Annotated in this window: 18 protein-coding genes; 7 read left to right on the forward strand and 11 right to left on the reverse strand. The window is 70.9% G+C overall.

The genetic code is table 11. The features are described from left to right. Positions 1-104: 104 nt before the first annotated feature. Entirely contained in the window at positions 105-794 is a 690-nt protein-coding gene (locus BKK79_RS34870) for a DUF2894 domain-containing protein (protein ID WP_071040569.1), read from the forward strand. Here the strand turns inward: BKK79_RS34870 and BKK79_RS34875 are convergent. The 5 genes from BKK79_RS34875 to BKK79_RS34895 all read right to left on the reverse strand — a co-directional run bounded on the left by BKK79_RS34875 (position 791) and on the right by BKK79_RS34895 (position 8,900). Continuing rightward, positions 791-1,327 carry an SRPBCC family protein gene (locus BKK79_RS34875; RefSeq protein ID WP_071040126.1) on the reverse strand — a complete coding sequence of 179 codons (537 nt, stop codon included), beginning with the start codon at positions 1,325-1,327 and terminating at the stop codon, positions 791-793. The two genes, BKK79_RS34870 and BKK79_RS34875, sit on opposite strands and share 4 nt — an antisense overlap. Before the next feature lie 152 nt (positions 1,328-1,479). Continuing rightward, the gene (locus tag BKK79_RS34880) at positions 1,480-3,036 is read right to left on the reverse strand and encodes an efflux transporter outer membrane subunit (protein WP_232346396.1); all 1,557 of its coding nucleotides are present in this window, start codon (positions 3,034-3,036) and stop codon (positions 1,480-1,482) included. 31 nt (positions 3,037-3,067) lie between these two features. Further along, positions 3,068-6,259, reverse strand: a complete 3,192-nt coding sequence (locus BKK79_RS34885; protein WP_071040127.1) for an efflux RND transporter permease subunit — start codon at positions 6,257-6,259, stop codon at positions 3,068-3,070. A gap of 323 nt (positions 6,260-6,582) precedes the next feature. After that, complete coding sequence (locus tag BKK79_RS34890; RefSeq protein ID WP_071040128.1) at positions 6,583-7,815, reverse strand: efflux RND transporter periplasmic adaptor subunit; 1,233 nt, start codon at positions 7,813-7,815, stop codon at positions 6,583-6,585. Between the two features lie 149 nt (positions 7,816-7,964). Then, positions 7,965-8,900 carry an alpha/beta hydrolase gene (locus tag BKK79_RS34895; RefSeq protein ID WP_071040129.1) on the reverse strand — a complete coding sequence of 312 codons (936 nt, stop codon included), beginning with the start codon at positions 8,898-8,900 and terminating at the stop codon, positions 7,965-7,967. A gap of 278 nt (positions 8,901-9,178) precedes the next feature. On the opposite strand from BKK79_RS34895, the gene BKK79_RS34900 reads away from it, so the two are divergent. Next, positions 9,179-10,105 carry a LysR family transcriptional regulator gene (locus tag BKK79_RS34900; protein WP_071019399.1) on the forward strand — a complete coding sequence of 309 codons (927 nt, stop codon included), beginning with the start codon at positions 9,179-9,181 and terminating at the stop codon, positions 10,103-10,105. Positions 10,106-10,139: 34 nt separating this feature from the next. Here the strand turns inward: BKK79_RS34900 and BKK79_RS34905 are convergent, their stop codons facing one another. Beyond that, positions 10,140-10,658, reverse strand: a complete 519-nt coding sequence (locus BKK79_RS34905) for a RidA family protein (RefSeq protein ID WP_084085558.1) — start codon at positions 10,656-10,658, stop codon at positions 10,140-10,142. Between the two features lie 94 nt (positions 10,659-10,752). Here BKK79_RS34905 and BKK79_RS34910 point away from each other — a divergent pair, with 94 nt between their 5' ends. Then, positions 10,753-11,424: a helix-turn-helix transcriptional regulator gene (locus BKK79_RS34910; protein ID WP_071040130.1), complete on the forward strand. Its 672-nt coding sequence runs from the start codon at positions 10,753-10,755 to the stop codon at positions 11,422-11,424. Between the two features lie 48 nt (positions 11,425-11,472). Here the strand turns inward: BKK79_RS34910 and BKK79_RS34915 are convergent, their stop codons facing one another. Further along, entirely contained in the window at positions 11,473-12,471 is a 999-nt protein-coding gene (locus BKK79_RS34915; RefSeq protein WP_071022431.1) for an isopenicillin N synthase family dioxygenase, read from the reverse strand. A gap of 670 nt (positions 12,472-13,141) precedes the next feature. Here BKK79_RS34915 and BKK79_RS34920 point away from each other — a divergent pair. The 4 genes from BKK79_RS34920 (at position 13,142) to BKK79_RS34935 (ending at position 16,625) form a co-directional block, all read left to right on the forward strand. After that, on the forward strand, positions 13,142-14,167 hold the full coding sequence (locus tag BKK79_RS34920) for an ABC transporter substrate-binding protein (protein ID WP_071040131.1): 1,026 nt from the start codon (positions 13,142-13,144) through the stop codon (positions 14,165-14,167). A 14-nt stretch (positions 14,168-14,181) separates the two neighbouring features. Then, positions 14,182-15,198, forward strand: coding sequence for an isopenicillin N synthase family dioxygenase (locus BKK79_RS34925; protein WP_084085560.1), 1,017 nt, complete (start codon positions 14,182-14,184; stop codon positions 15,196-15,198). Beyond that, the gene (locus BKK79_RS34930) at positions 15,195-15,626 is read left to right on the forward strand and encodes a glyoxalase/bleomycin resistance/extradiol dioxygenase family protein (protein ID WP_071019391.1); all 432 of its coding nucleotides are present in this window, start codon (positions 15,195-15,197) and stop codon (positions 15,624-15,626) included. The genes BKK79_RS34925 and BKK79_RS34930 overlap by 4 nt, the downstream gene beginning before the upstream one ends. A gap of 87 nt (positions 15,627-15,713) precedes the next feature. Beyond that, positions 15,714-16,625, forward strand: coding sequence for a LysR family transcriptional regulator (locus BKK79_RS34935; RefSeq protein WP_071040132.1), 912 nt, complete (start codon positions 15,714-15,716; stop codon positions 16,623-16,625). 135 nt (positions 16,626-16,760) lie between these two features. Here the strand turns inward: BKK79_RS34935 and BKK79_RS34940 are convergent, their stop codons facing one another. The 4 genes from BKK79_RS34940 to BKK79_RS34955 form a co-directional block, all read right to left on the reverse strand. After that, positions 16,761-17,774 carry a zinc-binding alcohol dehydrogenase family protein gene (locus BKK79_RS34940; RefSeq protein ID WP_071019385.1) on the reverse strand — a complete coding sequence of 338 codons (1,014 nt, stop codon included), beginning with the start codon at positions 17,772-17,774 and terminating at the stop codon, positions 16,761-16,763. A gap of 136 nt (positions 17,775-17,910) precedes the next feature. Next, positions 17,911-18,246 carry a Na+/H+ antiporter subunit G gene (locus BKK79_RS34945; protein WP_071019382.1) on the reverse strand — a complete coding sequence of 112 codons (336 nt, stop codon included), beginning with the start codon at positions 18,244-18,246 and terminating at the stop codon, positions 17,911-17,913. Positions 18,247-18,259: 13 nt separating this feature from the next. Further along, positions 18,260-18,535 carry a K+/H+ antiporter subunit F gene (locus tag BKK79_RS34950; protein ID WP_071019379.1) on the reverse strand — a complete coding sequence of 92 codons (276 nt, stop codon included), beginning with the start codon at positions 18,533-18,535 and terminating at the stop codon, positions 18,260-18,262. After that, positions 18,520-19,023: a Na+/H+ antiporter subunit E gene (locus BKK79_RS34955; protein ID WP_071019378.1), complete on the reverse strand. Its 504-nt coding sequence runs from the start codon at positions 19,021-19,023 to the stop codon at positions 18,520-18,522. Before BKK79_RS34955 ends, BKK79_RS34950 begins: the two co-directional genes overlap by 16 nt. Positions 19,024-19,025: the final 2 nt, after the last annotated feature.

A 19,025-nucleotide genomic window follows, 5' to 3' on the forward strand; every position in this document is an offset into this window, starting at 1 on the left:
ACGCAGCGCCGGCCGGCCCGTCAGCCACCGCCCCGCACGATGCGCCGGCCCAGGCACCGGCCCAGGCACCGACCCCGGCGGGCAACGATGCGCCGCCGGATGCCATGCAACAACTCGAAGCCTGGCAGGCATGCGGCGCTGACCGCCTCGACCCGGTGCGCTTCCGCCTGATGCAGGCCCTGGCGCGCCGTGCCGCGCCCCACCAGGGCACAGCGCGGCGCGTGCTCGACGACAAGCTGGCGGCCCGGCTCTCTGCCTATCGCCTCGCGCTCGAAGCGGCGGGTACCAAGGCGGCGGCATCGACCGATTCCATCCCATCCTCCACGCCCGGCACCGCTGCGGCGGCACCGCCGGCCGCACCGCGCCTGCCCGCACGCGGCGCGCTGGCGGCACTGGCCGACCAGCTCGCCGGCCGCGCCCGGGCCAGAAGCACGGCAGAGCCCCCCGCGACCGCAAGCGCACGGATCGCCACGCCGGCCCGGCCGCCAGTCCCGGCCGAGCCGGAACTGATCGACTACTTCCGCGACACCTGGACCCGCGTCAGCGCCAACCAGCGCGTGCAGCAATCGCTGCAGCAGGTGCCCGAGCATGCCGGCCCGCTCAATTCCCACTACCTGATCCACCGCTCGCTGACGCTGATGCAGGAATTGTCGCCGGAATACCTGCACCAGTTCCTCTCCTATGTCGACGCCCTGACGCTGCTCGAACAGATGCAGCGGGTCGACGCCGCGCCAGCGGCGGAGGCGCCCGCGGGCGCGGTGGTGCGCAAGAAGACGCGGGCCAAGGCGCGCTAGCCTCCCATCCCCTCCAGCCGCGCCTTCAGCCGCACCACCGCCTCGGCCGACTCGGCCTCGACGCGGCGGCGCAGCACCAGCTGATTGAGAATGGCGAAACCGAGCGTGGGCGAACGGTAGCGGAAGTCGCGCGAGAAGCGCGTCTGGTCGCCCTCTTCCCGCAGCGTGTAGGCCACGGTGCCGGCCGGACGGCCTTCGATGGTGCCGGCGACGGCCCAGAAGGCCGGGCGCTGACGCGCCGTCACGGTCCACACCACGACGCCGCTGCGCCCTGCCACCCGGAAGGTTTCGCTCACCTGCTCGCCCGGCTGCAGCGGATGGCCGGTGGCCCCGGACACGGCCAGCGACGATGGATGCCAGTCGGGCCAGTGGGCGGGCGTGGTGACATAGTCGAACACGTGCTGCGCCGAACGCGCGATCACGACCTCGTTGTGGACCTGGGTGGTCAGGTCCCAGGGCAGCGGCAGCAGGCAGGCGGCAGCGGCCGCGCACAGCACGGCCACGCCGAGCACCCAGGCCTTGCGCAGGGGCATGGTCGGCGCCTCCGGGGCTGGCGCCCCGCGGTGGGGCGCGATGTGTTCAGTGTAGGCGGTGGTGTTGGTGCCGGTGGGCTGGATGCGCGGGTTTCGCACCGAGGGCTTGCGGCGGGGGGCTCGCTGGCTGGATCACACCGGCGGCTTCGCTTTTACACGGCGCCTTGCTGATCCACCCCTCCCCCCAACCCGCTCCCCGTGCGCGCAGAGGGAGCCACGACATCATGCCTGGCCGATGGTGTTGGCGTCTCGGCCTGCCCGTTCGGCGCACCCCAGCCGCCGCCGAGCGCGCGCACCAGCGATACCGTGGCGGCGGCGCGCAGGCCGGCTACCTGGTTGGCTTCGCGCTGGGCCTGCAGCACGGTGCGGTCGGCGTCGATCACGGTCAGGTAGTCGACCGCGCCCGCGTCGTAGCGACTGCGCGAGATGCGCTGCGCGCGGCGCGCGCCGGCCAGCGCGCTGTCCAGTGCCTGCGCCTGCTGGCTCAGCCAGCGGGTGTCGGCCAGGCTGTCCTCGACTTCGCGGAAGGCCACCAGCACGGTCTGCCGGTAGCGCGCCACGCTCTCTTCGTGCTGGGCGCGCGCGGCCGCCAGGTTGGCGCGGTTGCGGCCGCCGTCGAAGATGGGCGCGGCGATGGTGGAGCCGACCAGCGGACCGATCCCCCATACGGCGGACGACCAGCGGAACAGGTTGGACAGATCGCCCGACTCGAAGCCGAACAGGCCCGTCAGCGTGATGCGCGGGAAAAACGCGGCCTTGGCCACGCCGATGCGCGCATTGGCGGCGGCCATCAGGCGTTCCGCCTGGGCGATGTCCGGGCGGCGCTCCAGCAGGTCCGACGGCAGGCCGGCCGGGATCGCCACCGGCTGGGCGTCGAAGGGCCGCGACGGCATCGCGAAAGCCGACGGCGGCAGCCCGGTCAGCACCGCCAGCGCGTGCTCCTGGGTGGCGCGGCGCCGTTCGATGGCAGCCAGGTCGGCCCGTGCCGTGCCCAGTTCGGCCTCGGCGCGCGCCGGGTCCAGGTCGGTGGTTTCGCCCGCGTCGAAGCGGCGCTTGAGCAGCTTGAGCGCGTCTTCGCGCAAGGTCACCGTGGCCTGCAGCAATTCGCGCTCGCTGTCGAGCGTGCGCAGCGCGAAGTAGGCCTGTGCCACGTCGGCCTGCAACGCGAGCTGCACCGAGCGGAACAGGTCTTCGGCGGCTTCGCCCTCGGCGCGCGCGGCCTGGGTATTGCTGGCCACGCGGCCGAACAGGTCGAGCTCGTAGCTGGCGAAGGCGCGCGCGCGCAGCAGGGTCTGCGCCGGCACCTTGGTGCCGTCGGGCAGGCCGTTGGCGGCGGCCGAGGTCTGCGCCCGGGTCGGGTCCAGGCCCACGCTGAGCTGCGGGTAGAGGTCGGCCTCGGCCACGCCGGTCAGCGCGCGCGCCTGCTTCAGGCGCGCCGCCGCGGCGGCCAGGTCCTGGTTGGCGCTGGTGGCGGCGGTGATCAGCCGGTCCAGTTCCGCATCGGAGAAGACCTGCCACCATTGGCCGCGCTCGGCGCCTTCGGCCGGCGTGGCGGTCTTCCATTGCGCGCCCTCGGCGCGTGCGCCCTCGGCCTCCTTGAAGGCCGGTGCGGCAGCGCTCTCGGGCACCCGGTAGGCCGGGGCCAGCGAGCAGCCGGCCAGCACCAGCGCGGCGGCCAGCGTGGCCAGGCGGGGCATCCAGTTCTGCATGGCAGTTATCCGTGTTGTCATGTCATCTCCCTCACTCGGCCGATGCCGCCGGGGCCAGCGCGGCGGGCGCCTGCTGCGCCGCCCGGTGCCGCTCGCCGCGCGTGGCCCACAGCCGCAGCGCCACGTAGAACACCGGCGTCAGGAACAGGCCGAAGAAGGTCACGCCCAGCATGCCGGCGAACACCGCCACGCCCATCGCATGCCGCATCTCGGCGCCGGCGCCGGTGGAGATCACCAGCGGCACCACGCCCATGATGAAGGCGAAGGAGGTCATCAGGATCGGGCGCAGGCGCAGCCGGCTGGCCTCGATGGCGGCGGCCACGATGCTGCGGCCCTGGTGTTCCAGTTCGCGCGCGAACTCCACGATCAGGATGGCGTTCTTGGCCGACAAGCCCACCAGCACGATGAAGCCGATCTGCGTGAAGATGTTGTTGTCGCCGCGCGTCAGCCATACGCCGGTCATGGCCGCGAGCAGGCTCATCGGCACGATCAGGATCACCGCCAGCGGCAGTGTCAGGCTCTCGTACTGGGCGGCCAGCACCAGGAACACCAGCAGCACGCACAGCGGGAAGATCCACACGCCCGCGTTGCCGGCCAGGATGTCCTGGTAGGTCAGCTCGGTCCATTCGAACTTCATGCCCTTGGGCAGCGTCTCGGCGGCGATGCGCTCGGCCGCGGCCTGCGCCTGGCCCGAGGAAAAGCCCGGGGCCGGGCCGGCGTTGACGTCGGCGGCAGTGAAGCCGTTGTAGCGCACCACGCTGTCCGGGCCGAAGCCCTGCCTGACCTGCACCAGCGACGACAGCGGCACCATCTCGCCGGCGGCGTTGCGCGTCTTCAGCTGCAGGATGTCCTCGGCGTGGGCGCGGTACGGCGCATCCGCCTGCACCTTGACCTGGTAGGTGCGGCCGAACTTGTTGAAGTCGTTCACATAGGCCGAGCCCAGGTAGGTCTGCAGCGTGTCGAACACGTCGGTGACGGGCACGCCGAGCTGCTTGGCCTTGACGCGGTCGAGCTTGACATCGAGCTGCGGCACGTTGACCTGGTAGTTGCTGAACACACCGGTCAGCTCGGGCGTGGCGCGCGCCTTGCCGATGAAGGCATTGGTGGCGTCGAACAGCGCGTCGTAGCCGAGCGCGGCACGGTCCTCGATCATCAGCTTGAAGCCGCCGATGGTGCCCAGGCCCTGCACGGGCGGCGGCGGGAACACTGCGATGAAAGCGTCCTGGATGGCCGCGTACTTGGCGTTGAGCTGCTGCGCGATGGCATCGCCCGACAGGTCCTTGCCCTTGCGCTGCTCGAAAGGCTTGAGCGTGGCGAACACGATGCCGGCGCTCGGGCTGTTGGTGAAGCCGTTGATCGACAGGCCCGGGAAGGCCACCGCCGATTCCACGCCCGGGTGCTTGAGCGCGATCTCCGACATGCGGCGGATCACGTCCTCGGTGCGGTCCAGCGTGGCGCCGTCGGGCAGCTTGGCGAAGCCCACCAGGTACTGCTTGTCCTGCGCCGGCACGAAGCCCTTGGGCACCATCTGGAACACGCCCCAGGTCAGCGCCAGCATCACCGCGTAGACGCCGAACACCGCGCCCTTGCGCGAGATCACGCCCTTGACGCCGCTGCCGTAGCGCTGCGCGCTGGCACCGAAGAAGCGGTTGAAGCGCGCGAAGAAGCCGCCCAGCACGCGCTCCATGCCGCGCGTCAGCCAGTCCTTGGGCGCGTCATGGCCGCGCAGCAGCAGCGCGGACAGCGCCGGCGACAAGGTCAGCGAGTTGAACGCGGAGATGATCGTCGAGATCGAGATGGTCAGCGCGAACTGCTTGTAGAACTGGCCGGTCAGGCCCGTCATGAAGGCCAGCGGCACGAACACCGCGATCAGCGTCAGCGCGATGGCGATGATGGGACCGCTCACCTCGCGCATGGCCTTGTAGGTAGCCTCCTTGGGCGACAGCCCCTCCTCGATGTTGCGCTCGACGTTCTCCACCACCACGATGGCGTCGTCCACCACGATGCCGATCGCCAGCACCAGGCCGAACAGCGACAGCGCGTTGATCGAGAAGCCGAAGGCATGCATCAGCCCGAAGGTACCGACGATGGAGACCGGCACCGCCAGCAGCGGGATGATCGACGCGCGCCAGGTCTGCAGGAACAGGATCACCACCAGCACCACCAGCAGGATGGCCTCGAACAGCGTATGCGTGACCGCCTCGATCGAGTGGCGCACGAACTGCGTCGGATCGTAGACGATGCTGTAGTCGACCCCGTCGGGGAAGTTCTGCTTCAGCTCTTCCATGGTCTTGCGCACGTCATCCGAGATCTGGATGGCGTTGGAGCCCGGCGCCTGGAAGATGGGGATGGCCACCGCGGGCTTGTTGTCCAGCAGCGAGCGCAGCGCATACTCGGATGCGCCCAGCTCGATACGGGCGATGTCCTTCAGGTAGGTCACGCCGCCATCGGCCGAAGTGCGCACCACGATGTCGCCGAACTCCTCGACGGTGGACAGGCGCCCCTGCGCGTTGACCGAGAGCTGCAGGTCGGCGCCGGGCAAGGCCGGCGACGAGCCGATCACGCCGGCCGCCACCTGCACGTTCTGCTCGCGGATGGCCTTGACCACGTCGGAGGCGGCGAGCTGGCGCTCTGCCATCTTCTCCGGGTTCAGCCACACGCGCATGGCGTAGTCGCCCGAGCCGAACAGCTGGACCTGGCCCACGCCCTGGATGCGCGCCAGCCGGTCCTTGACGTTGATCACCGCGTAGTTGCGCAGGTAGGTCATGTCATAGCGGTCGTTGGGCGAGACCAGGTGCACCACCATGGTCAGGTCCGGCGAGCTCTTGACGGTGGTCACGCCCAGGCGCCGCACGTCCTCGGGCAGGCGCGGCTCGGCCTGCGCCACCCGGTTCTGCACCAGCTGCTGGGCCTTGTCGGGGTCGGTGCCGAGCTTGAAGGTGACGGTCAGCGTCAGCACGCCGTCGCTGTTGGCCTGTGAAGACATGTAGAGCATGTCTTCCACGCCATTGATCTGCTCTTCCAGCGGCGAGGCCACCGTCTCGGCGATCACCTTGGGGTTGGCGCCCGGATACTGGGCGCGCACCACCACGGAAGGCGGCACGACCTCGGGGTATTCCGAGATCGGCAGCTTGAACATCGAGATGGCGCCGACCAGGAAGATCAGCACCGATAACACGCCCGCGAAGATCGGGCGGTCGATAAAGAATTTCGAGAGATTCATCTTGGTCTCGGCTAAATCTCAGCTACAACTCGTGAGAGCGGCGAACAGCCGCCCCTGGCGGCCCGCGGACGGGCGCCATATCGAGGGAACGGCGTACGGGTTTTGGCGGTGGCGGTGGCGCAGGCGTTTGCCGGGCTTCCGGCCTGCTCCCCTTTCCCGCCTGCGGGAGAGGGGTTGGGGGAGAGGGCAGGCATCCGCGCCAGAACGATTGCCTGCGCATGGCGCGAGCGCCCGCCCTCCCCCCCTGCCCCTCTCCCATGAATGGGAGAGGGGAGCCAACCCTCAGCCGTTACGCGCCGGCACCATGCCCACCGGCATCCACATCAGCTCATCGGCTTGCCATCGTCGGCCCCGGCCTTGGCCTGCTTGCGGTCGGCCGACTCCGCACGCGGCTCCACCTCGCGCTTGAAGGCCATGTCGACCGGCTTGGGCGCCACCAGGTCGCCCGGGCGCACCCGCTGCAGCCCGTTGACGGCGATGGTCTCGCCCGCCGCCAGGCCCTTGCGGATCACGCGCAGGCCGTCGTAGGCCGGTCCGAGTTCCACTTCGCGGTAGATCAGCTTGTTGTCGCGGCCCACCACCAGCACGAACTTCTTGCCCTGGTCGGTACCGACGGCGCGGTCATTGACCAGCACCGCGGCATGGGGCGCGGCGCCGCCGAACTTGATGCGGGCATAGAGGCCCGGCAGCAGGCGGCCGTCGTCGTTGTCGAACACCGCCCGCACGCGGATGGTGCCGCTGCGCGTATCGAGGCGGTTGTCGACCGACTGGATGCGGCCCTGGTGCGGATGGCCGTTCTCGTCAGCCAGGCCCAGGTAGATGGGCAGGTTGGGCTGGCTGCCGCCGGCGCCCGGCGCGGTGTAGCGCAGGTAGCTCTGCTCGTCGAGCTCGAAGCTGGCATAGACCGGCGACACCGACACCACGGTGGTCAGCGCCGGCGACGCGGCGCCCGCCGCCACCAGGTTGCCGACGGTGATCTCGGCGCGCGAGACCCGTCCGGCCACCGGCGCGGTGATGCGCGTGTAGGCCAGGTTCAGCCGCGCCGCTTCCAGCTCGGCCTGGGCCGCGCGCACATTGGCGGCTGCCTCGCGCGCGCCGTTGTCGCGCTCGTCGAACTCGCGGCGCGACACCGCGTTGTCCTGCAGCAGGCGCTGGGCGCGCGCCTGCTCGGTCTGCGCGTGCGTGGCACGCACCTGGGCCGCGGCCAGCGCCGCCTCGGCGCGTGCCACCTCCGCCGCATAGGGGCGCGGATCGATGGTGAAGAGCAGGTCGCCCTTCTTCACCAGCGCCCCCTCGCGGAAGTGCACCGCGTCGATGGTGCCGGACACGCGTGGGCGGATCTCCACGCGGTCCACCGCTTCGAGGCGGCCGGAGAACTCGTCCCACTCGGTGATGGTCTTGCCGATGGCGGCGGCCACGTCCACCGCCGGCGCGGCAGGCGCGGTGACGGCGCGCGCCTCGCCGCCGTGCGGACGCAGCAGCGATGCCGCCAGGCCGGCGCCGACCAGCGCGACCACGGCCACCGCGATCAGGGTACGTCGAGTTGTGTTCTGCATTTCTTCACTCCGTTTCTGGCTTTCTTCAACCGGAAAAGCAAAAGGCCGAACGCCGCCCTCCGGGCCGCGCAAGGCGGTCCGGCTAACCAGGGATCGGGCTGTCTCTACGCCTGCGACTCGGGCCGCTCAGCGCCTGCGCCAGGGGCCGCTCAGCCGGCGGGCCCCGCTGCGCGCCGGCCGGGCGGGCGGCGTTCGGTCTGTTTCGAGGCATCGTCGCTTCCTGCCAGGCATTGCCGCAGGAAACGCGCGCCTTCATCTACCCACATTTCACAGTCTTCATGGGTCTCTTCCACCCCGTCGCCACAGGCGCCGGGCATGATCATGGTCTGTGCCGGCACGCCGGCACAGCGCAGGCGCTCGCCGAAGGCCTCGCCCTCGGCGCGCAAGGCGTCCTGCTCCGCCACCTGGATCAGCGTGGCCGGCAGCCCCGCCAGGCGCGACGCATGCGCCGGCGCCGCGTAAGGGTGCACGCTGGCCGCCGCTGTCGGCAGGTAGTCGCGGTAGTGCCCGGCGATACGCCGCAGCATCTCCAGCGGCACGCTCGGGCCGTCCGCGCCACCCGCGCACGACGCGTGCTGAAGGCAGGGATCGGTCAGCGGCCGGATCAACCACTGCCCGCGCGCCTGGGGCAGGCCGCGGTCGCGCATCATCTGCGCCAGCGCGATCGCCAGGTTGCCGCCGGCCTCCTCGCCCACCAGGGCGAAGCGCTGCTTGTCGACCTTGAGCCGGCGCGCATGCGCCAGCACCCAGGCGACCGTGCTGAACGCATCCTCCGGCGCCGCCGGGAACGGATGGTCCGGCGCCAGCGAATAGGCCGGCACCACCACCACCGCCGGCACCCGCGCCGCCAGGTCCATCGCCAGGCACTCGCTGGACTGCTGGCTGCAATCGACGAAGCCGCCGGCGTGCAGGTAGATCAGCCACGGCAGCGGCGCCGCGCCGGCGGCCGGATAGCCGGCCGGGTAGCACAGCCGGGCGCCGATGCGGCGCGCGCCGCTGGTCAGCACATAGTCGAGCACCTGCACGCGCTCCGGGTGTCCGGCGGGCGGGGCGACGGGGGGCTGGGCATCGAGCGGGCTGGACATCGGCGGCTCCGGCGGCCGACGCCAAAGCGCGGCCTTGTCTTGTTGCGTTGCAACGGATTATGGTGATTGACGAGGGTGGGATAAAGCAAAGGCACACCAACGCACTGTTGCTGCGATGGAATAATCGCCAGCTGACAACCCCACCGCGTGCAAGGTCATCCGATTTGTGGTCCACTCGCGCTCTCCGGCGCGCGCGCCACATGCGCGTGCCGGAGCCAACCGCCGCGCCAGCGGGGCCCACAGGTCTCGCGCCGCGCTTCATCTGCCAGGGAATCACCATGGATCGCTTCATCTCAATGCAGGCCTTCACCCGTGTGGTCGATGTCGGCAGCTTCGCCCGCGCGGCGGAGTCGCTCGACCTGCCCAAGGCCACCTTGACGCGCATGATCCAGAACCTGGAGACCCATCTCGGCGTCAAGCTGCTGCACCGCACCACGCGCCGCATCAGCGTCACCACCGAGGGCGCGGCCTATTACGAACGCTGCGTGCGCATCCTGGCCGACGTCGACGAGGCCGAGCAATCGCTGTCCCACCACAACAACAATCCGCGTGGCACGCTGCGCGTGGACACCATCAGCAGCCTGGCCCAGATGGTGCTGCTGCCCGAGCTGCCGGCCTTCTTCACCGCCTATCCGGACCTCAAGCTGGAGCTGACCACCAACGGCAAACCCATCGACCTGCTGCAGGAGGGCGTGGACGTGGTGCTGCGCGTGGGCGCCCTGGTCGACGAGTCGATGGTGGCGCGCCGCATCGGCCAGCTCAAGCTGGCGATCTATGCCTCGCCGATCTACCTGCGCCAGCACGGCACGCCGCGCACCATGGCCGAGCTGCAGGCGCACCGCTGCATCAACTACGTGTCCCACCGCACCGGGCGCGAGGTCACCTGGGACCTGACGCGTGGCGAGCAGCGCCACGAACTGCTGCTGGACTCCGTGCTGGCCACCAACGACTCCGACGTCTATCTCGGCAGCGCGCTGCAGGGGCTGGGCCTCGCCTACCTCTCCTGCGCGCTGGCCGAGCCCTATGTGCGCAGCGGCCGGCTGGTGGAACTGATGACGGACTGGCAGGGGGAGTCGCTGCCGATCTCGGCGATGTACCCGCAGAACCGCCACCTGTCGGCCAAGGTGCGCATCTTCGTCAACTGGGCCGCCGAGCTGTTCGCGCGCCATCCGCACTTCGGCGAGCCGGCGCGGCAGGCTGCCTGAGCGAGGCATCGCCCCCATCCCCCCACCGCGAGCGCTAGCGCCCGGCCGCCGCGCCCACCGCGAGCGCCTCGACCTCGAACAGCATCCCATCCAGCGCCAGGCGCGGTACCGGGATCAGCGTGCAGGCCGGCGGCGGCGCCTCGCCCCACAGGCGCGCCACTTCCTCGGCCAGCACGCGCAAGCGCGTCTCGTCGTGGTCGACGATCAGCACCGTCAGCTTGGCCACGTCGGCGGGCACCGCGCCGGCCGCGCGCAGCGCCGTGGCGAGGTTGTCGAAGGCCTGCCGTACCTGGCCGGCGAAGCTCGCCGGCAGCGTGCCGTCCTCGCGCTCGCCGCCCTGCCCCGCCACGCAGATCAGGGCCCGCCCCGCCGGCACCAGGGCCAGGTGGGAATAGCCGTTGGGACGCGGATCGTAGAGGCCTGGCGGATTGAGGAAGGCCAGCGCGCGTGCCGGCCGGGTATCGGCCGATCCGGACGATCCGGCCGATCCGGACGATCCGGACGATCCGGCCTCGTCGAAGGAGGTGAGATGCGAGAAGGTGTCTGGCTGCATGAGGTGGCTCCTTTTTGCCATGCGCCAGGGCCCTCGACAGCGAGGCGGCCCCGGCCTAATATCCAAGAATTCCGTTGGATATTAGGCCTCCCCAGTGAATTACACAACAAATCCCTTGGATAATTCAGGGAATCCGCAGCCGTCGGATCGCATCCTCTTCTTGCTGAAAACGCGCGGACCGGCCTCGACCGCGCAGATTGCCGAGCGCCTGCAGATCACCGCCGAGGCCGCGCGCCAGCAGGTGCAGAAGCTGCTCGCGGCCGGCCTCGTCGAAGGGCGGCGCCAGGCCGCGGCCGGCGCCGGGCGCCCGCGCCAGGAATGGGCATTGAGCGCGGCCGGGCAGGCGCGCTTTCCCGACACCCACGCACAGCTCACGGTGCAGCTGATCGGCTCGATCCGCCAACTGTTCGGCGAAGCCGGGCTGGACAAGCTGATCGGGCAGCGCGAGCAGCAGGCACGCGAGGACTACACGCGCGCCTGCGCCGGCGAGGCCACGCTGCCCGAGCGCGTGCGCCGGCTCGCCGCGCTGCGCGAGGCGGAAGGCTATATGGCACGGGTCGAGCGCGACGGCGAGGATTGGCTGCTGATCGAAGACCACTGCCCGATCTGCGCCGCCGCGCAGACCTGCCAGGGCTTCTGCCGCGCCGAGCTGCAGGTGTTCCGCGAGGTGCTCGGCGCGCAGGCGCGCGTCGAGCGCGAGGAGCATCTGCTGGCCGGCGCGCGGCGCTGCGTCTACCGCGTCAGCGCCGCCGGTGAGGTGCCATGAGCGATGCTGCGAGCGATGCCAGGCGCGGCGCCATGATTTCCGGCGCCTTCAGTACGCCTTGAAGTTCGCGCTGACGCGCTGCTTGAGGTAGTCGCCCGCGCTGATCGGCGGGTACTTGCCGGCCGGTCCCGCGATGATGGCATCGCGGTTGGCCTGGCAGAAGAAGGCGATGCTGTAGCGCGCACCCATGGACTCGTGCGGCGCCGGATTCCTGACGCGGTGGAAGTTGGAAGGCAGCCGGTCGTCGCTCCAGCGCATCAGCATGTCGCCGATATTGCAGGTGATGACGGTCTCGTCGGGTTCGATCGAGGTCCATTGCTGCGCCTCCATCTCCTTGCCCGGGCAGACCTGCAGACCGCCCTGCCCGGTGCGCTGGAACAGCAACGTCAGGCAGTCGAAGTCGGTGTGGGCGCCGGCGCGCCACAGGCCGAGCTTGTCCTGGTACTCGGGCGGGATCGCATAGTAGTGCAGCAGGCGCAGCGTGCTCTGGTACTCGGGCGAGGCGGGCGCGTGCGCGCGCGTGAAGAAGTCGCTGTCGAAGCCCAGCTTGTCGGCGAAGCACGACAGCACTTTCATGCCTACCTCCCAGCACTGCGCCTCGAAGGCGAGCAGGGTGGACTGGAAGCCGGCCAGGGCTTCCTCGCCCGGCCACAGGCCGTCCATGTGCGGGCGCGTGATCTGGTAGGACTCCTTCTGGTCCGGCGTGCCGGTCGACGGCCGCACCTGGGCCTTGCTCTCCCAGCCGGCATTGAGCGCCTTCTTGAGCGGGTGGCGCGCCTTGACCGCCTCGGGCAGGGCGAAGAAGCGCTCGGTCATGGCGAAGGCCTCGTGCACCCGTGCGAGATCGATGCCGTGGTTGGCGACCTGGAAGAAGCCGACCTCGGTGGCAGCCTGCCAGAGCTGGTCGGCGATCTCGGCCTTGCGGCGCGCGAAGTCGGACAGGTCGATGCGGCGGATCTCGCGCGCATGGGTCTCGGAGCCCATGGCACCCATGCGCGACTCCTTGCGCAGCTCGGCGAGGGCCGAGCCCGCCGCTGCCGCGGTCATGGCGTCGGCATCGGCGGTGGCAAGGGAAACGGCGGGGATGGCGGTGGTCTCGTTCATATGGATTCTCCTGGTACGGGATGAGGATGGCCGGACCGCGCAGCGCCGGCCGACCGGGTACCGGGAGCAGCGTCCCGCCAGCGCGGCCGCATCGCCCCCGGGCCCCGGCGGCGGCGAACACAGTGTTCGCGGCGCGCGGACCGCAAGAGCAATTCCCGGCCTGCCGTCGCATGCCCGGCATGCACACGGCTGGTGAACGCTTCTACTCTTGCCCGGGATCAAGCAGGTTCCGGGCCAGCGCCCGGCGCGCCGTTCGCGCCCATGGCGCGCACCGCCGCGGCGCCACGCCACCTCGGCGGCGCCGCCAGCCGGTGCATGCAGCAGGCGGCCCGCACCAATCCGGCCGGCGGCGCAGCATCCACGCACCGTCAGCGCACCGTCAGCGCACCATCAGCGCACCATCAGCGCACCGCCGGCTCGCCGCTTCACCCCATGGCACGGTTCCTGCAAAAACGCTGCAGGAGTAGAAGCGTTCAGCGGCCCCGCCGCCCGGAAATTGCTCCAACGAGGTGCGACGCCGCCACCCGCCGCCGCGCGACCCCGCGCATGCCATGCCGCTTCCGGCGGCCGCACCGGTGACCGACCGTCATTCGCCACGAGGGCAAGGACCACCATGCAACGACGCTCCCTGTTACGCGCCGCCGGCGCGACCGCCCTGCTAGCCGCCACGCCGTTCGTGCGTGCCACCGGCTCGCAGCAGAAGTTCAAGTTCAACCTGGGCTGGAAGGTGGAAGCCTCCGGCGCCGGCTTCCTGCTCGCGCAGCAGCGCGGCTACTACAAGGCAGCCGGCCTGGACCTCACCATCGATACCGGCAACGGCTCGTCCTCGGCCATCAGCCTGGTGGCCGGGGGCGCCTACGACTGCGCCTCGGCCGACCTGGCCAGCATGATCGAGTTCAACGTCAACAACCCGTCCGCCGCCCTCAAGGCGGTGGCGATCCAGTACGACCTGAACCCCAACGCCATCCTGGTGCGCAAGGGCGGCCCCATCGCCCGCCCGGCCGACCTGGCCGGCAAGCGCATCCTGGGCCAGCCCTTCAATGCCTCGCGCAAGCTGTTCCCGGTGTTCGCCAAGGCGCAGGGCTTCGACGCGGCCGGGGTGCAGTGGGAAAACGTCGCGCCGGACCTCGGCGACACGCGCTTCGCCAAGGGCGACTTCGACGCCGCCGCCTACTTCTTCTTCACCGGCCTGCTCAATCTCAAGGCGCGCGGCATGGGCCCCGAACACCTGACCGTGTTCCGCTTCTCCGACTACGGCATGAAGTCCTACGGCAACGGCCTGGTGGCCAACCGCCGCGCCATGGCCGAGCCGGAGGTCCTGCGCGCCTTCGTCAAGGCGTCCACGCGCGGCTGGCTCGATGCCATCGCCGATCCCAAGGCCGGCGCCGCCGCCGTCAAGGCGCGCGAGCCGCTGGCCGACGAGACGCTCGAACTGGAGCGCCTGCGCCTGATCGTCGACGGCACCATGAAGACCCCCGACACGCGGCGCGACGGCTGGGGCGCGGCCACCACCGCGCGCCTGCAGGCCACCCTCGACGAGACTGCCGGCGCCTTCGGCCTGAAGACGGCGCCGGCCCCGGCCGACATCTGGAGCGAGCAGTTCCTGCCCGCCGCGGCCGAGCGCCGCCTCAAGGCCTGAGGGAGGGACACGCCATGGCCCTTCCCATCCTCGACCTCACCGATGCCCTCGCGCCGGGCGCGCCGCGCAGCGCCGAGGTGGCGCGCCAGCTGCGCGCGGCCGCCATGTCCAGCGGCTTCTTCTACGTGCGCCAGCACGGCGTCGATGCCGCCCAGGTGGCGCGGCAGTTCGCCCTCGCCGAGCAACTGCTCGACCTGCCCGCCGCCACCCGCGCGGCGCTGGCGATGCGCAACTCGCCCACCCTGCGCGGCTTCGAGAACCTCGGCGAGCAGACCCTGGACGAGCACGCCCGCCCCGACCTGAAAGAGAGCTTCTTCTGCGGCATGGCCTATCCGGACCAGCATCCCTATGTGCTGGCCGGCTACCAGTCCTACGGCCACAACCAGTGGCCGGCCGAACTGCCCGGGGCACCGGCGCAGTGCGAGGCCTACATCCAGGCCATGCTGGCGCTGTCGCGCCGCCTGATGCAGCTGATCGCGCTGTCGCTCGACCTGCCCGAGCACTACTTCGACCACACCAGCGACAGTCCCATGGTGACGCTGCGCATGGTCCGCTATCCGGCCCATCCGGCCGATGCCGACACGCGCACCTTCGGCGCCGGCGCCCACACCGACTGGGGCTGCGTCACGGTACTGGCCCAGGACGCGCACGGCGGCCTGGAAGTGTGCATGCCGGACGGCAGCTGGGTGGCGGCCACGCCGATCGACGGCTGCTTCGTGGTCAACCTGGGCGACATGATCCCGCGCTGGACCAACGGCCTCTACCACTCCAACCCGCACCGCGTGCGCAACGTGCATTCGGGCGGCGCGCCGCGCTATTCGATCCCCTTCTTCTACGAACCCGACTACCTGGCCCGCATCGAGCCGGTGCCGGGCGTGGTGCCGGCCGGCGAGGCCCCGCGCTTCGCGCCCTGCACCGCCGGCGAGCACCTGCGCGAGATGTACGACAAGACCTACGGCCTGCAGCGCGGCCCGGCTGCCGCCGGCCAGGCCGGACACGCCGGCGTCGCCGCAGCGGGAGAGCCCGCATGAAGCTCTGGTTCCATCTGCTGTGCCGCGACATCGAGGCCCAGTGCGGCTTCTACGGCGCGCTGCTGGCGCTGCCCGAAGCCGTGGCGAGCCGTTCGCCGATCTACCGCGCGCTGGAGGCGCCAGGCTTCCAGTTCGGCTTCAACGCCGCCCCGGCCTATGCCTTGCTGGCGCTCGAAGACCGCCGCCCGCAGGCCGGCGCGGGCGCGCCGCCGGTGGTGGCCTACCCGACGCTGATGCTGGACACCCCGCACGCGGTCGATGCCGCGGCGCGGCGCGCAACGGCGCTGGGCGGACGCCTGCGCAAGGGGCCCTATCCCACCTACTACGGGCAATGGCAGGCAGTACTGGAAGACCCCGAAGGCAACGTCTTCCGCGTCGCCTGCATCGGGCTGCCGGACGGCGTCGAGCGGCCGGCGCTGCCAGCCTGAGGCGGTGCGGCGGGCCGGCCGCCAGGGCAGGCATAGTAAGATGGCGCCCCGCCCGGCCGCGCCAGGCAGTCCTTTGCGCCACCCGCCATGCTCCGCCTCGACGATCTCGCCATCTTCGTGCTGGCCGCCGACAACGGCAGCCTGTCGGCCGCCGCGCGCGTGGCCAATATCGCGCCGGCCGCCGCCAGCGCGGCGGTCAAGCGGCTGGAGGGCGAACTGGGCGTGCGGCTGCTGGCGCGCTCCACGCGCAGCCTGGGCCTGACGCAGGAAGGCGAACGCTACCTGGCACACGCGCGCCGCGCGCTGGCCGACCTCGATGCCGGCCGCGACGCGCTCGCCCAAGGACGCCAGGCCATCGGCGGCGAGGTCTCGCTGTCGATCCCCTCGGACCTCGGCCGCCACGTGCTGGCGCCCTGGCTGGATGCCTTCCAGCAGGCCCACCCCGCGGTCTCGCTGCACGTGCGCATCGGCGACCGCCTGGTCGACATGTTCCGCCAGCGCGTGGACGCCGTGGTGCGCTACGGCGTGCCCGACGACTCCTCGCTGGTGGCGCTGCCGCTGGCGCCGGACAACCGGCGCGTGCTGGTGGCCGCGCCGGCCTACTTCGCGCGCCACGGCAAACCCGCCACCCCGGACGCGCTGCGCGAGCACAACTGCCTGCGCTTCGCCCTGAGCGACGCCACCCACGACCACTGGACCTTCCACTCGGGCGCGCACACCCGCGTGGTCAAGGTGGCCGGCAACCGCGCCAGCGACGACGGCGAACTGGTGCGGCGCTGGGCGGTAGGCGGGCACGGCATCGCCTACAAGTCGCGGCTGGACGTGCTGGCCGACCTGCGCGCCGGCCGCCTGCAGGCCGCGCTCGAGGACTGGCAGCCGGAAGCCGCGCCGCTGCACCTGATCTGCACCCACCGCCTGGCGCTGTCGCCCACGCTGGCCAGCCTGCGCGACTTCCTGCAGGCACGCATCCGGGCCTACCTGGCGGAGGGCCCACGGTGAACACTGTGGGCCAGGTGGACGAGGTTGGCTCTGCGGCGCCTGGCGCGCCGCGCAAGCGGGTGCCGCGGCGGGCCTAGCGCCACCCTGCTCACACGCCTCACTCGCCTCACTCGCCGCACACGCTGGCGCCCCCGCTCAGAACCCTTCCAGCACGATCTTGCCGCGCGCGCGCTGGCTCTCCAGCAAGGCATGGGCGCGCTTCAGGCTGGCGGCGTCGATGGTGCCGAAATGCTCGCCCAGCGTGGTGCGCAGCGTACCGGCATCGACCATCGCGGCAACCTGCTCCAGCAGCTCGTGCTGCCGCACCTGGTCGTCGGTGGCGAACATCGAGCGCGTGAACATGAACTCCCAGTGCAGCGACACGCTCTTGCGCTTGAGCTTGCGGAAATCGACCAGCTCCGGATCGTCGATCAGCGCAAAGCGGCCCTGCGGGCGGATCGCCTCGACGATCTGGTCGAAGTGGCGGTCGCTCTGGTTCAGGCTGGCCACGTAGTCGACCTCGCCCACGCCGACGCGGCGCAGCTCCTCAGCCAGCGGCTTGCTGTGGTCGATCACCTCGTGTGCCCCCAGCTCGCGCACCCAGTCGGCGGTCTGCGGCCGCGAAGCGGTGCCGATCACACGCAGTCCGGTGAGCCGGCGCGCCAGTTGCACCAGGATCGAGCCGACCCCGCCGGCGGCGCCCACCACCAGCAGGCTGCGCCCGCAAGGATCGCGCTGCTGCGCCACCTGCAGGCGGTCGAACAGCAGTTCCCAGGCGGTGATGGCGGTCAGCGGCAGCGCGGCGGCGTGGGCGAAGTCCAGCGAGGATGGCATGTGCCCGACAATGCGCTCGTCGACCACATGCAGTTCGCTGTTGGTGCCCTGGCGCTGCAGCGCGCCGGCGTACCAGACCCGGTCGCCCGGACGGAACAGCGTGACCTCGGCCCCCACCGCCCGCACCACGCCGGCCGCATCCCAGCCCAGCACGCGCGGCTGCCCCGCGGCGGGCGGCATATTGGCGCGCACCTTGGTGTCGACCGGGTTGACGGAGACGGCGCGCACCTCGACCAGCAGGTCGCGCGGGCCGGGCTCGGGCGCGGGGAGCTCGACATCCCGCAGTGAATCGGGGGCCTCGATGGGCAGGTTCTGGTAGAAGGCGACGGCTTTCATGGCGGGCTTCCCGGGATCGGGTCGATCGGGTCGGAGACAGGTGCCCATCTTCCCCGCGCGGCGGCGACGGAAACAGCCCCGCGGCGCCGATTCAGTTTCCGCGCGGGAGCGAAAATCCCCCTCCCGCCCCGGCCCGCTATTCCGGCTCCCAGGCCTTGCCGCGTGTGCGCGCCTCCACCTTCAGGCGCTGCTGCAGCGCGGCCTTGGCCAGCATGTGGGCACTGATCGGCGCGGTCAGGAACAGGAAGGCGGTGATCAGCAGCTCGTGCAGGCTCAAGCCGGCGCCCTGGCTGCTGAAGGCCACCACCGAGCCGGCCACCACGCCGCCCACGCCGAGCGTGGTGGACTTGGTGGGTCCGTGCAGGCGCATGAAGAAGTCCGGCAGCCGGTACAGGCCCAGCGAGCCGACCAGGATGAAGACGCTGCCGATCAGCAGCAGCGCGCAGGCGGCAAGTTCCGCGGCGAACGACATGGCTTCTCCTCTCCTATTGCATCTCGATGATCTTGCCGCGCTGCAGGTACTTGGTCAGCGCGACGGTGCCCAGGAAGCCCATCACGGCGATCAGCAGCGCGATCTCGAAGAACAGCGCCGAACGCAGCCAGATGCCGTACAGCACGATCAGCGCGATGGCGTTGATATTGAGGGTGTCGAGGGCGACGATGCGGTCGGGCAGTCCCGGCCCCTTGACGAGGCGGGCGCAGGCGAGCAGCACCGCCAGGCCGACGATGGCCATGCAGACCGGGATCACGATGGCGAGCATACGAAGATCTCCTTCAGTGGCGCCTCATAGCGCGTCTTGATCAGGGCCGTCAATGCGGCCTCGTCCTGCAGGTCGAGCACGTGCACCAGCAGGCGGCGGCGGTCCTCGCTCAGCTCGACGCACAGGGTGCCGGGCGTCAGCGATACCACGCTGATCAGCGCCGTCAGGGCGATCTCGTGGTCGACATCGAGCGGCACCTCGATGAAGGCCGGGCGCAGCCGCGCCGGCGGGCCCAGCACCAGCAGCGCGACCTCCAGGTTGGCCATCACGATGTCGTACAGCACCACCAGCGCCAGCCGCAGCAGCAGCCAGGGGTGGCGCACCTGCACCGGGCGCAGCCACAGCCCCTTGTCCATCACCAGCGCGATGGCCCAGGCCAGCACGGCCCCGGCCACCCAGTCGGCGGCGGAGAAGCCATTGGACAGCAGCAGCCACAGCAGCAGCAGGATGGCGCTCAGCCAGGGATGGGGAAACAGGCGCTTCAGCATGG

This window comes from Cupriavidus sp. USMAA2-4 (genome assembly GCF_001854305.1).
GTDB classification, from domain to species: Bacteria; Pseudomonadota; Gammaproteobacteria; order Burkholderiales; family Burkholderiaceae; genus Cupriavidus; species Cupriavidus malaysiensis.

Coding starts and splice junctions, on each gene's coding strand:
- BKK79_RS34870 (WP_071040569.1), top strand. CDS start 105: ATGCAACAACTCGAAGCCTGGCAGGCATGCGGCGCTGACCGCCTCGAC.
- BKK79_RS34875 (WP_071040126.1), bottom strand. CDS start 1,327: ATGCCCCTGCGCAAGGCCTGGGTGCTCGGCGTGGCCGTGCTGTGCGCG.
- BKK79_RS34880 (WP_232346396.1), bottom strand. CDS start 3,036: ATGCAGAACTGGATGCCCCGCCTGGCCACGCTGGCCGCCGCGCTGGTG.
- BKK79_RS34885 (WP_071040127.1), bottom strand. CDS start 6,259: ATGAATCTCTCGAAATTCTTTATCGACCGCCCGATCTTCGCGGGCGTG.
- BKK79_RS34890 (WP_071040128.1), bottom strand. CDS start 7,815: ATGCAGAACACAACTCGACGTACCCTGATCGCGGTGGCCGTGGTCGCG.
- BKK79_RS34895 (WP_071040129.1), bottom strand. CDS start 8,900: ATGTCCAGCCCGCTCGATGCCCAGCCCCCCGTCGCCCCGCCCGCCGGA.
- BKK79_RS34900 (WP_071019399.1), top strand. CDS start 9,179: ATGGATCGCTTCATCTCAATGCAGGCCTTCACCCGTGTGGTCGATGTC.
- BKK79_RS34905 (WP_084085558.1), bottom strand. CDS start 10,658: ATGCAGCCAGACACCTTCTCGCATCTCACCTCCTTCGACGAGGCCGGA.
- BKK79_RS34915 (WP_071022431.1), bottom strand. CDS start 12,471: ATGACCGCGGCAGCGGCGGGCTCGGCCCTCGCCGAGCTGCGCAAGGAG.
- BKK79_RS34920 (WP_071040131.1), top strand. CDS start 13,142: ATGCAACGACGCTCCCTGTTACGCGCCGCCGGCGCGACCGCCCTGCTA.
- BKK79_RS34925 (WP_084085560.1), top strand. CDS start 14,182: ATGGCCCTTCCCATCCTCGACCTCACCGATGCCCTCGCGCCGGGCGCG.
- BKK79_RS34930 (WP_071019391.1), top strand. CDS start 15,195: ATGAAGCTCTGGTTCCATCTGCTGTGCCGCGACATCGAGGCCCAGTGC.
- BKK79_RS34935 (WP_071040132.1), top strand. CDS start 15,714: ATGCTCCGCCTCGACGATCTCGCCATCTTCGTGCTGGCCGCCGACAAC.
- BKK79_RS34940 (WP_071019385.1), bottom strand. CDS start 17,774: ATGAAAGCCGTCGCCTTCTACCAGAACCTGCCCATCGAGGCCCCCGAT.
- BKK79_RS34945 (WP_071019382.1), bottom strand. CDS start 18,246: ATGTCGTTCGCCGCGGAACTTGCCGCCTGCGCGCTGCTGCTGATCGGC.
- BKK79_RS34950 (WP_071019379.1), bottom strand. CDS start 18,535: ATGCTCGCCATCGTGATCCCGGTCTGCATGGCCATCGTCGGCCTGGCG.
- BKK79_RS34955 (WP_071019378.1), bottom strand. CDS start 19,023: ATGCTGAAGCGCCTGTTTCCCCATCCCTGGCTGAGCGCCATCCTGCTG.